Origin of the sequence: Janthinobacterium sp. 67, from assembly GCF_002797895.1 — a bacterium.
In the GTDB taxonomy this organism is placed as follows: domain Bacteria; phylum Pseudomonadota; class Gammaproteobacteria; order Burkholderiales; family Burkholderiaceae_D; genus Janthinobacterium.
Map to the genome: position 1 here is coordinate 360,191 of NZ_PGES01000001.1, position 11,868 is coordinate 372,058.

The 11,868-nt window shown below is 67.5% G+C and carries 7 protein-coding genes; 3 read left to right on the forward strand and 4 right to left on the reverse strand.

Going from position 1 to position 11,868, the window contains the following annotated elements:
- Positions 1–77 precede the first annotated feature (77 nt).
- Entirely contained in the window at positions 78–770 is a 693-nt protein-coding gene (locus tag CLU90_RS01660) for a hypothetical protein (protein WP_092712859.1), read from the forward strand.
- A 77-nt stretch (positions 771–847) separates the two neighbouring features.
- On the forward strand, positions 848–1,666 hold the full coding sequence (fdhD, locus tag CLU90_RS01665) for a formate dehydrogenase accessory sulfurtransferase FdhD (RefSeq protein WP_442906651.1): 819 nt from the start codon (positions 848–850) through the stop codon (positions 1,664–1,666).
- On the opposite strand, the gene CLU90_RS01670 is transcribed toward fdhD, so the two are convergent.
- Complete coding sequence (locus tag CLU90_RS01670; protein WP_100427016.1) at positions 1,656–3,965, reverse strand: FdhF/YdeP family oxidoreductase; 2,310 nt, start codon at positions 3,963–3,965, stop codon at positions 1,656–1,658. The two genes, fdhD and CLU90_RS01670, sit on opposite strands and share 11 nt — an antisense overlap.
- A gap of 144 nt (positions 3,966–4,109) precedes the next feature.
- On the opposite strand from CLU90_RS01670, the gene CLU90_RS01675 reads away from it, so the two are divergent.
- Positions 4,110–4,871 (forward strand): GNAT family N-acetyltransferase, encoded by a 762-nt coding sequence (locus tag CLU90_RS01675; protein WP_046683713.1) that lies wholly within the window; start codon positions 4,110–4,112, stop codon positions 4,869–4,871.
- Here the strand turns inward: CLU90_RS01675 and CLU90_RS01680 are convergent.
- The 3 genes from CLU90_RS01680 to CLU90_RS01690 form a co-directional block, all read right to left on the reverse strand.
- Positions 4,804–10,272, reverse strand: coding sequence for a CHAT domain-containing protein (locus CLU90_RS01680; RefSeq protein WP_100427017.1), 5,469 nt, complete (start codon positions 10,270–10,272; stop codon positions 4,804–4,806). The genes CLU90_RS01675 and CLU90_RS01680 overlap by 68 nt on opposite strands.
- 272 nt (positions 10,273–10,544) lie before the next feature.
- Positions 10,545–10,832: a hypothetical protein gene (locus tag CLU90_RS01685; protein WP_034757399.1), complete on the reverse strand. Its 288-nt coding sequence runs from the start codon at positions 10,830–10,832 to the stop codon at positions 10,545–10,547.
- 180 nt (positions 10,833–11,012) lie between these two features.
- Positions 11,013–11,705 (reverse strand): ABC transporter ATP-binding protein, encoded by a 693-nt coding sequence (locus CLU90_RS01690; protein ID WP_100427018.1) that lies wholly within the window; start codon positions 11,703–11,705, stop codon positions 11,013–11,015.
- Between the last annotated feature and the right edge of the window lie 163 nt (positions 11,706–11,868).

Sequence of the window (11,868 nt, forward strand, 5' to 3'; positions counted from 1 at the left end):
CATGACTTGATGTGCAGCAAGCAAGATTTCAAAAAACAGTATATATTGTTTATATTATTTATTAGATTGGAAAATCCATGACCAAGACCGTCCCGGCGAAAAAAGCCGACAGCGCACCCGTATCGATGTTCCCCACCAGCGCCTCGATCAACGCGGCCAAGGCCGCGCCAGCCGCCAAACCGGCAGCCAAGCCTGCCGTGAAACCGGCTGCCAAGCCGGTGGCAAAAGCCGCCGTCAAGCCGGCCGCCGTCAAGCCTGTCGCCGCCAAGCCTGCGGCGGCGAAACCGGTTGCAGCGAAGCCAGTAGCAGCCAAGCCCGCCGCTGCCAAGGCGCCAGCCGCCAAGCCGGCGGCCAAGGCAGTCGTGGCCAAGCCGGTCGCCAAGGCGGCAGTGAAAGCCGTTGCCAAGCCAGCGGCCAAGGTTGCCGCGAAGCCCGCCACCAAGCCGGCGGCGAAAGCCGCCGTCAAACCGGTAGTCAAGGCCGCCGCCAAGCCTGCGCCAGCGAAAAAAGCGCCGGCCGTCAAGGTCGCCGCCGTCAAGGAAAAAGCCCGCAAGCCGAAACTCGTGCGCGACAGCTTCACCATGCCGGAAGCGGAATACGAAGTGCTGGGCCAAGTGAAAAAAGCCTGCCTGAAAGCCGGCTTCGAGATCAAGAAAAGCGAATTGCTGCGCATCGGCGTGGCGCTGATCAGCCAGATCGACCTGGCTACCCTGCAAAACGTGCTGGCCGGCTTGCCGCAGCTGAAAACGGGCCGTCCGAAGAAGGATTGATGGCGCGGGCAGGGGCCGCCCCCTGCCTGGCCGTTCTGGTTTACCATGGGGCCTGTGATAGTTCCCCCATGGTTGCCATGTCAGAAGATACAGAGATCGAACGCGCCGGCTTCGTCGTGCGCGCCATCGTCCGCCACCAGGCGGGCGTCGCTACCCCCGCCATCGACCACGTCGCCGAGGAAATCCCCGTCGCGCTGGTCTTCAATGGCATTTCCCACGTCGTCATGATGGCCACCCCGCGCGACCTGGAAGCGTTCGCGTATGGCTTCGCGCTGACGGAAGGCGTGGTCGCTTCCGCCGATGCCATCTTCGATTGCGAAGTGTTCCTGCGTCCAGATTCGGCCGAAGTGGCGTTGAGCATCGCCCAGGAGGATTTCGTGCGCCTGAAGGACCGGCGCCGCCAGTTGACGGGCCGCACGGGCTGCGGCGTGTGCGGCATCGACAGCATCGACATGCTCGACTTGCAGCCGGCGCCGTTGCCGCCATCCCTGATCCGCGTCGACCTGCCCGCCGCGCTGGCGCGTGCCTCCGCCGGCTTGCGCGAACACCAGGCGCTGATGCGGGAAACGGGCGGCGTCCACGCGGCCGCGTGGTGCACGCCCGACGGCGACATCGTGCGCGTGTTCGAGGATGTCGGCCGCCACAATGGTCTCGACAAGCTGATTGGCCATCTGGCGCTGCACGATATCGACATGCGGCGCGGCTTCGTCTTCCTGTCCAGCCGCGGCAGCTACGAGCTGGCGCGCAAGGCGGCGCGCATGCAGATTCCGCTGTTGGCGACGATTTCCGCCCCCAGTTCGCTGGCCATTGCCATCGCCACGCAGGCGGGCATGAAGCTGGCGGGTTTCTGCCGCCAGGACGCCTACGTCGATTACACGCCCGGCATCACGCTTTAACTTCACTGCGTTGCAGCAGCACGGGCACGGACTTCGACGTGGGCGTGCCGGCGCCGTCGGCCGTGCTGGCCAGCGGCACCAGCGCGTTCGTCTCCGGGTAGTAGGCGCCCAGGCAGCCGCGCGGGATGTCGTAGGCGACGAGCCGGAAACCATCGGCGCGGCGCGCCACGCCATCGTCCCAGGCGCCGATCAGGTCCACCAGCTCGCCATCGGCAAAGCCCAGCATGGCGATATCTTCCGCATTGGCGAAGACGACCTTGCGCGTGCCGTACACGCCCCGATAGCGGTCGTCCATGCCGTAGATGGTGGTGTTGTACTGGTCGTGCGAACGCGTGCTCATCAAGACCATCAGGCGCTCGCCGTGGCGCGCTCTAGCGCGGTGCAGCGGCGTATCGAGGTCCAGCGGAGCGACGAGGAAGCTGGCCTTGCCGCTGGCTGTCTTCCACACGCGCTCGCGCGAGGCCACCGTCAAATGAAAGCCGCCCGGCTGCGCCACCCTGGCGTTGTAGTCGTAAAAATCGTCAAAGACTTTTTCGATGTCGTCGCGGATGCGCGCATAGTCGGCCGCATACGCGCGCCAGTCGACCAGGCTGCTGCCCACGGTCGCTTCCGCCATGCCGGCCACGATGGCCACTTCCGAGCGCAGCTGCGGCGCAGCGGGCGCATTGCGGCCGTACGAAATATGCACCATGCTCATCGAATCTTCCACCGTCACGCCCTGCGCCACGCCGCCTTGCAGGTCGATTTCCGTGCGCCCCAGGGTGGGCAGCAGCAGGGCTTCCTTGCCGATGACGAGATGGCTGCGATTGAGCTTGGTGGCCACCTGCACCGTCAGCGCGCACTGGCGCAGGGCGGCAAAAGTCAGCGGCGTATCGGGCGTGGCTGCCGCGAAATTGCCGCCCAGCGCGATGAACACTTTGACGTCGCCGCGCCGCATGGCTGCGATGGTGGCCACCACGTCGTGGCCGTGCGCGCGCGGCGGCGCAAATCCATACACCTGGCCCAGGCGGTCAAGGAAGGCCGTTGTCGGCTTTTCCTCGATGCCCACCGTGCGGTCGCCCTGCACGTTCGAGTGGCCGCGCACGGGGCACAGGCCGGCGCCCGGCTTGCCGATCTGCCCGCGCAGCATCATCAGATTCGACAGCATGCGGATGGCCGCCACGCTGTGCTTGTGCTGCGTCAGGCCCATGCCCCAGGTGGCGATGACGCGCTGGCCCTTGACGAAGATATCCGTCAACGCCTCGATCTGCGCGCGCGCCACGCCCGATTCCGCCACGAGCAGTTGCCAATTCTCTGCGCGCAGGTCGTCGCGGAAGGCGTCGAAGCCGCTGCAGTGTTCAACGATGAAAGCGTGGTCGATGACGGCGGGCCTGCCTGCCGCCTGCGCCGCATCGTCATGCTCGACGACCCTCTTGGCGACGGCCTTGATCAGGGCGAAGTCGCCGCCCAGAGTGGGCTGGACGAACAGGCCGGCCAGGCGCGTGCTGCCCAGGGTCGCCATTTCCAGCGCGCTTTGCGGGTCCATGAAGCGCTGCAAGCCCCGTTCGCGCAGGGGATTGATGGAGACGATGCTGCCGCCGCGGCGCGCGCAGTCGCGCAGTTCGCCCAGCATGCGCGGGTGGTTGGTGGCGGGATTCTGGCCGAAGATGAGGATGGTGTCGGCCAGTTCGAAGTCGGCCAGGGTCACCGTGCCCTTGCCGATGCCCACGGTGGCCGGCAAGCCGCGGCTGGTCGCCTCGTGGCACATGTTGGAGCAGTCGGGGAAGTTATTGGTGCCGTACAGGCGCGCCATCAGCTGGTACAAAAACGCGGCCTCGTTGCTGGCGCGCCCCGACGTGTAGAACGCGGCCTGGTTCGGATCGGGCAGGGCGCGCAGGTGGCGGCCCACGAGGGCATAGGCGTCGTCCCAGGAAATCGGCACGTAGCGGTCGCTGGCGGCGTCGTACACCATCGGTTCCGTCAAACGACCGTGCTGTTCGAGCGCGTAGTCTGAATGCTCCAGCAGCTGCGTGACGGTATGGCTGGCGAACAGCTGCGGTCCGGCGCGGCGGCTGGTCGCTTCGGCGGCGACGGCCTTGGCGCCGTTTTCGCAAAAGGCAAACGTGGAAGCGTGGTTGCGGTCGGGCCAGGCGCAGCCGGGGCAATCGAAGCCGTCCGGCTGGTTCTGCGCCAGCAGCGCCTTCAGGTTCTCGGGCGCGACCCGCTCCTGGCGCAGGCTGATGGCCACGTGTTTCAAGGCGTCCCAGCCGGCGGCCGGCTTGGTGTAGGGGCTGATGTGGACGGCGTCGGTGTCTTTCATGGGCTCTTTCGGCTGGGCGAGTGTGGTAATTATGCACGATCCCCGAATGACATTGACTTGCGTCATGGAAATGACATTCGGCTGTCATTTTCCTGACATATTAGGCAAGTACGCTGGAGTCGTCTTGATCACAGGGATGAAACCATGCAAAACATAATCGCATCAAATGAAGCCAAGGCCCGGCCGGTCCAACTGGTGCTGAGCCAGGCCACGACAGCGGCGGAATTGCGCGAAGTGCAGCGTTTGCGCTACAAGGTGTTTATCGAGACCATGGGCCTGACGTCGCTGGCCAACGCCGATGGCCTCGACAGCGATGAATTCGACGCGCACTGCGATCACCTGATCGTGCGCGACGCCGATACCCTGAAAGTGGTGGGAACCTACCGCGTGCTGAGCGCGGCCAAGGCCGCCAAGATCGGCCGGCTGTACTCGGAAAACGAGTTCGACCTGAGCCGCCTGAAGAACCTGCGCGGACGCATGGTCGAAGCGGGCCGCGCCTGCATCCACCCGAAATACCGGGGCGGCAGCGTGATCATGCTGCTGTGGTCTGGCCTGGCCGAGTACATGCGCCGCGAGCGCTGCGACTACCTGGTCGGCTGCGCCAGCATCAGCCTGGCCGATGGCGGCCATAACGCCGTCGCCGTGTACCAGGCGCTGGCCGAAAAGCACATGGCTCCGAGCGAGTATCGCGTCACGCCGCACCTGCCTTTCCCCATCCACCAGGTGGAAGCGGCGCACAAGCCGCAAGTGCCGCCGCTGATCAAGGGCTATCTGCGTTCGGGCGCCTGGATTTGCGGCGAACCGGCCTGGGATCCTGATTTTGAAAGCGCCGACATGTTCATGATGATGCCGCTGGCGAATCTGGACGAACGCTATGCGCGCCATTATGGCGTGGTGCCTGGCTAAGCTTATTGCCGGGCAGTGAAGCCTGCAGCTGGCCGGCCAGCGCCTGCACGGCGCTGCGCAGGCCGGTGTCCGGGCTGCCCGGCGGCAGCAGTTCAAGCAGGAAGCGCAGCGGCGCCGTGATCGCTTCGGGTTCGCCGATGCTGCCGTGGCGCCGCACGGCGTCGTGGTACAGGGCCAGGAAGGCGGCGCGCGCGGGCGCGTCGAAGGGCTGGCCGTCCGGCACCTGCCACAGGGCCGCCAGCAGGGCGGCGCGCACGGGAGCGCCGGCGTCGATGGCGCGGTGTTCGTCCGCGTGGCGCTGGCGCGCATAGGCGATGGCGTCGTGCAGCAGGTCGCCCAGCTGCGGATCGAGGGCGCGCCACGCGCCGTTGTCGCCATGGGCTTTCAGCAGCAGGGCGCCCGCCAGCACCTGGAAAATCAGGTCGCAGTCGGCCGCGCCGCTGCGCCGCCGCGCTTCTTCCAGCGCGGCCAGGCAGGCGTCCGTCATGGCGCGCAGGGCCGGCGCGCCCGAGTTTCCTTCGCGGCAGGCCAGGCGCGCCTGCAAGGCCCAGTAGCGTCCCAGCAGGGCCAGGCGCTGGGCCGTGGGCGCCAGCGCCACCAGCAGGTCGACATGCTGTTTTCCATCCTGCAGCAGCTGCCGTCCCTGCGTCATATCGGGCACGGCCGGCACCTCGATGCCGGCGCCCGCATCGATGCCGCACAGGGCCGCGCCCTGGCTGATTTCCAGTTCCGCCCAGTGCGCGAGCGCGCGCAAGCCCACCTTGCCGTCGGCCGCGCTGTGTGCAGCCCGGTAGTGTTCGATGGCGCGCAGGGTGTTCTCCAGTCCCCCCAGGCCGGCGCGCGTGGCGGCCATGTTTTCGCGGATGTCGGCGCAGCCGAAGAAGCGCGCGCGCACGGCTTCCTCGATGCCGCCCAGTTTTTCCTCGATGGCCGCGCGGCGCGCAGGATCGGCGCCCGCCAGGCGCGCGTGCAGGGTTTCCAGGTCGGCCAGCAAATGGCCGTGGTAATGGTAGTCGGGCGCTTGCCAGGGCCGGCTCTGGGTGTTCGGAAAGCGGTAGCGGTCGTCGCCATAGGCCTGGTAGGCGCCCCAGGTGTTCGAGGCGGGGAACCTCAGGTACGCGGCCTCGCGCGCCAGGCGCACGGCGTCGCCGAAGTATTCGCCGCTCAGCATGGCGTGATAAAAGCTGTGCGCAAAGATGCTGGCCGCCTGGTCGTCGATGCGCCAGCCGGCCGCGATCACGGCCTGCGAACCCATTTCTATGAAGGCCGTGGCCAGGCTGGCGGCCAGTTTCGACCATGGCGCGATGGCGTCCGGGCGCATGTCGCCCAGGTGGCAGCAATTGATGAAGACGAATTGCGGCACGCGCTTCAATTTACCCACCTGCGCGGCCGTCAGCCGCGTCTTCGGTCCCAGCACCAGGCCCGTATGGGCGATGCCGGGGCCGGCCACTTCGCCATGGCCGGCCAGGTGGATGGCGAAATAGCGCTCGTCGAACAGGTGCACGAGCACGCGCTGGGCCTGCGGGCGCAGCAGCTCGCGCACCTGGTAGCCGTACGCGCCGAACATGCGCGCCACGTCCTGCGCCTCGGCCTGTGCGGCGGGCAGCTCGGGCAGGCCGGAATCGGTGTCGCCGATCACCAGCACGCTGTTGCTGGGCGGGCTGACGGCGGACGGCTGCTCGCGCAGGCTGGCCTGCTGGCGCACCATGCCGATGCGCGTCGACAGCGGGCTTTCTTCGCTGCCCGCCTCGTCGCGCATCAGTTCCCACGGATAGATGGCGGCGCTCTGGTCGACGGCCAGGATCAGGCCGCGCATCTCGGGAATGGCCGCCTTGAGTCCATTGGGCAGCATCAGTTCGTACAGGGCGCGCGACAGGCCCGGCTGGTCGGTGGTGTTGTCGGTGGCGTCCATGATCAGGCCATCGACGGCTTGCCGCTGGTTCGGCTCCTCGTCGACGCTGTTGTGGGCGCGGTCCGTCAGCACGGTGAAGCGCAGGGCGCCGGAGAGGTCGGCGGCGACGATCTGCACGCGGCGCCAGCCATTGTCGCCGCTCAGGCTGGGCAGGATGCGCCGGTAGCCGCCGGGACTGTGGCGGATGCGCCGCTCGAACGTGAAGCTGCCCTGGTAGCGCGCTTCGGCCATGATCTGTTCGATGGCCACGGCGGCCGCGATGGCGCGCGCCTCGGCCTGTTCGTAGATGGCGATGTGGCCGATGCGGCACGCCATGCCCGCGTCTTCCAGGCGCCGGTTGGCGCTGCGCGCGCCGTCGATCAGGGCCCGCGCGCACAGGGCGATGCTCAAGCCGCCATAGCCGGAACCGGACAGCAGGCTGGCCACGCGCAAGCCATGTTCGCCCATCGGCGGCGCGGCCACGTGGCCGGCGGCGCGCACCTGCAGGCAGACGCACGCGTATTCGAGCAGGCCGCCGGCAAAGGCGCGCGTCAGTTCGCCCGGCGTCAGCTCGCCAAGCGCGCCCAGGCCGATGACGATGGCGCCGCCGGGCCGGCGCGCCGCATCGGGCTGCAGCACCACGAGGGCGGAGTCGGGGCGCTGCGGAAAGCGCCCGAGCGCGTGGATTTCCTGCAGCTTGCCCGCCAGCAGGCGGTCGAGAAAACTCATGCTGCCGCGCAGCGATTCGGACGCGTAGCAGCCGCTCATGACGGGCGCGTCGGCCGAAGCCATGCTGCCGTGGATGACGGATAGGCTCAGCTGCGCCGCGCTGCTCTCCGGCGCGCTGGCGGGACCGGCGGCGCCGAGGGCCGCGTCGAGGAGTTCCTGCGGCTGCGGGTAGAGCGGCGTCGCCTCGGGCGCGTACGGATGGAAGCGGGGCGGGGCGCCGCCGGGCGCATGCGGCGGGTGCCGGGGCAGGGCGGCGCCCTGGCCGTTGTCGAGCAGCTGCGCGATGGCCGGGAAGTAGTCCTTTTGCAGCAGCAGGTCGCCATGCGCCACCGGCAGGTAGCAGGCGACCACGCCGTCCGGCACCGCGCCTTGCCAGGCCGTGCGGCCATCGCCATCGGGCGACCAGGCCGTCTCGATGCCGCCGTCGCGCAGGCGCAGCGCCACGGGCGTGTCGGCGCAGCCGGCCAGGTAGCTGCAAAGGCGGGGATCGAGCGGGGCGGCATCGAGCAGGGCGACGGTGGCGCGCGACGCGGCCAGCGCCTGGGCCTCGGGCGCCTGCCAGCCGCCGGGCAGGCCCGCTTGCGCGTCGCCGGCGGCCAGCTGTGCCCACGTGGCGGCGTCAAAATAATCGACGCCGCCCGGTTGCGGCCACGGCAGCATGTCCAGCACGCCGGGAAAGGCGCGCACGAAGCCGAGAAACTGGCGCCGCGTGTGTTTCCAGCTGATCCAGCAGGCCAGCATCTGCACCAGCCGGTCGCGTCCCAGCAGTACCTGCACCATCGCCTGCGTACCGCGGTTGGCCGTGCCCACCTGCAGCAAGCGGCTGCCGGGCAGGGCGCCGAAGCGCTGCCAGCGGTCTTTCAGGGCCAGGCGCGCCACCAGCCCGCCCATGCCGTGGGCGACGATGCGCAGCGGCTGGCCGCGCTGTTCCGCGTCGCGCATGGCGTCGTCGAGCACGGGCAGGAAGGCGCGGCACGAGTCCTGCAGCGACAAACGCCAGTCATAGGTAAAGGGCCGCACTTCCTGGCTTTGCGCGAGAAAGCGGGCAAACGGCTCGTAGCACGATTCGATCCAGCCGGCGCTGACGATGTGCGGCTGGCCCACGGCCAGGCGTTCGATGCGCCCTTCGACGAGGTTGACGGGGTCGAACCAGATGCGGTTGCTGCCCACTTGCAGGTGGCTGCCCATGATGTCGGGCAGCAGCAGCACGATGGGCGCGTGCGCGCGCCGTTTCGGCACTTCGCCGCCGCGCGCCAGGGGGCCGTGTTCGATGCCGGGCAGGGGCTGGTAGGCCGTCTCGTCGCCCGTGAGCGCCTGCATGGCGGCCTGGCTCGATGGCGCGCGCTCGAAGTAATTGAGGTGGTGCGAGTGCGGCCCGCGCAGCAGCAGTTGCCGCACCGGCGTGCTGCGCGTGGCGCCGCCGGCCATCGAGGCGCAATTGACCACGAGGTCGTTTTGTCCGCCGTACAGCTGGCCGTCCAGGCAGTCGCCCAGCCAGCCCAGCAGGCCATCGCCGCTGCAGGCGCCGGCCAGCACGTGCAGCGGGCTGGCCACGCGCACATCGGGCGCATTGAGCAGGGCCACCAGCGGCGAGTCGGGCATCATCGCTTCCAGTCCGGGCAGGATGCGCGCGTCGCAGCGCTGCCGCACCAAGGCCAGCAGGAAGGCCATGGCGCCGTCGGGAATGCCGCCGTGCAGCAGCAGGTTGAACATCACGCTGGCCCAGCGGTCGAGCCGGCCCGACATCAGGGTGGTGCCGCGCGCCGGGCAGGCCACGCGCACGAAACGGGCGATGCGGATGGCGCGCGTCTTCAGTTCCACGCTCAATGCGCGCAGGCGCGCCGCATCTTCGTCGTAGCCGCCGCGTCCGCCCAGCCGCCCCTGTGCCGTGAAGTGTTCGATATCGTGGCTGTTGAACGCTTCGCCGCCCACCGTGTTTTCGCTCAGCCGTTCCAGGTTGTCGCCAGCCAGGTCGACGGCGCCGCGGCTGTCGATGCGCTGCGCGCGCGCCAGCAGTTCGCCCACCAGGCCGCCGCGCGAATGGCTCAGAAGGTGCAGCACGGCGCCGTGCGGCAGCTGGCGCACGAGGGCCAGCGCATTTTCGATGGGGCTGTCGCTGAGGCTGCGGTGCTCGTAGCCGTAGATGCGGTTGCCGTACTGCGCCGCCAGCTGCGGCGCCAGGCCGTTGCGCCACAGGCCGCCAAAGCTGCGCCGGGTCGACGAGGCCGTGCCGTGCAACAGCAGCAGCACGGGTTCCGGCCCGGCGGGCAGGCTGGCGACGGCCGTCATGCCGCCCGCCTCGATGCCGCAGCGGTACAGGCCCAGGCGCTGTTCCAGCTGGCGGTCCTGGAAGGCGCCCGCCGCCGCCAGCGCCGTCATGGCGGCGGCGCCGCAGCGGTACACGCGCACGGCCCGCAGCATCCAGGCGCCCAGGCCGTCGCGGCTGGCGCCGGGCGGCTGGCGCGCCGCCTGCGGACGCAAGGCCAGCCCCACTTCGATGCTGGCGGGCGCGCCGTCGCGCGCCACCGTGGCCGGCCCCAGGTAGCGCGGCAGGTCGAGGCTGCCGGCCAGCAGCGAACTGCCGTCGCACAGCAGCAGCTGCACCACGTCGTCCGCGCCGATATCGAGCACGGTGCGGCAGCTGCCGATGCCGCGCGCGCCGGACAGCACGTGGGTTTCGGCATGCCAGCCGGGCGCGGCGGGGCAGTCGCCGGCGCTGGCGAGGGGATCGCGCGTGAACGTCAGGCGCAGCACGGGCGGCGCAAGGGGATCGCTGGACATGCGGTTGGGATCGCTGTTTAAAAGCTGACCTTGATGCCTGCGCGGACTATGCGTGTTGTGTCAGATCAAGTATGCGTGGAAATGCTGGGGGAGAAGCTGGGAGGGGGCTTGCTGGAGCGGGAAGGCAGAGAAACGGTCAGCATGGTTTGGGCTGGGTCTCTTCGCTATCGTGCCCGGATGCGGTGCGATGGGCGAACTACGCGAATTGTATGGCAAAAGTTCATGGCGCCGGGGACCTGGGTGCCTGGCATGGCATTACAACAGCGGGTGGTTCAATGGACTGGCGTGGCGGACAGTTCCTTCAGTTCGCGGATGGTGATGTCCGATTTTTCATGCATGCGCAATAAAATCGTCGCACCAACCGACAGTTTGCCGTGACGAATCTTGCTGATGATGGGGGGCTGAACTTCCAGGACACGGCACAGTTCCGCGTCATTTTTCAAGTTCAGCTTCTCGATCAAGGTATCGAGCAGCTTGTTGGGAACAAAACTCGATGGTTCGAGCGCACGGGCCCGGTTCATCGCCTCAATCATTTCCAGCTTCTTTTGCCGAACGTTCATTTACTCCTCCTTCAGGTTATGCAAGGGACGGGACCACTGTATGCGGTCCCGGCTAAAGTTTCGTCATCGCAGTACGGCTGTCTGGGTGACGTGACAACATGCGCGTTACAACATTGATAACCAGGCAAGTGTTTTCAATAATACTACGATAACAAAACTTGTGACAGATGGTCAGTTAAATTAACTGATTGTTTGATCAATTTGGTTGACGATTGTTGTATTTTGTAAGCCGCTTTTCGTCAAAATCATGGTCCGGTCCGCCATTTCGGCGGCGGCCAGCGAATGCGTGACCATGATCGCGCAACTGCCGTTGGCCTTGATCTCGGCGCGCAGCAATTGCAGGATGCTGTGCGCCGTATCGGGGTCGAGGTTGCCGGTCGGCTCGTCGGCCAGCACCAGCGCCGGCTTGTGCACGAGCGCGCGGGCGATGGCCACGCGCTGCATTTCGCCGCCCGACAACTGCTGCGGAAAGTCGCCGCCGCGTCCGCCCAGGCCGACGGCCTCGAGCATGCTGGCGGCACGCTCCTGGGGCAGTCCGTTGAGCAGCAGCGGCAGGGCCACATTTTGCTGCAGGGTCAGGTGCGGCAAGACGTGGAAGGCCTGGAAAATAAAGCCCATGCGGGCGCGACGCAGCCGGGTCGCGGCGGCGTCATCGAGGCTGGACATGGCAATGCCGTCCACCAGGATAGGGTGCGCTTCGGCACCCGCATCGGGCGTATCGAGGCCGGCGATCAGGTTCAGCAAGGTCGACTTGCCCACGCCCGAGTCGCCCATGATGGCGATGAATTCCCCTGCCTTGAAACGGCAGGAAATGTTGGCCAGCACGGGACGGGCATTGGCATAGGACTTCGACAGATGGCGCAATTCGAGCATGGTGTTAACGGCTATCGTAAAGGGAGGCACGCGGGGGAGAGGGGGGCCTGGGAACTGCAATGGCGCGCGGATTGTTTGGCCGGCAATGTGTAGTATACGACAGGCTTATGCTTTTTGCTTGGCAATACCAATTTTTCTGTGCGCAGGCCGTTTGACCTTAAGT

Coding starts and splice junctions, on each gene's coding strand:
- CLU90_RS01660 (WP_092712859.1), top strand. CDS start 78: ATGACCAAGACCGTCCCGGCGAAAAAAGCCGACAGCGCACCCGTATCG.
- fdhD (WP_442906651.1), top strand. CDS start 848: ATGTCAGAAGATACAGAGATCGAACGCGCCGGCTTCGTCGTGCGCGCC.
- CLU90_RS01670 (WP_100427016.1), bottom strand. CDS start 3,965: ATGAAAGACACCGACGCCGTCCACATCAGCCCCTACACCAAGCCGGCC.
- CLU90_RS01675 (WP_046683713.1), top strand. CDS start 4,110: ATGCAAAACATAATCGCATCAAATGAAGCCAAGGCCCGGCCGGTCCAA.
- CLU90_RS01680 (WP_100427017.1), bottom strand. CDS start 10,272: ATGTCCAGCGATCCCCTTGCGCCGCCCGTGCTGCGCCTGACGTTCACG.
- CLU90_RS01685 (WP_034757399.1), bottom strand. CDS start 10,832: ATGAACGTTCGGCAAAAGAAGCTGGAAATGATTGAGGCGATGAACCGG.
- CLU90_RS01690 (WP_100427018.1), bottom strand. CDS start 11,705: ATGCTCGAATTGCGCCATCTGTCGAAGTCCTATGCCAATGCCCGTCCC.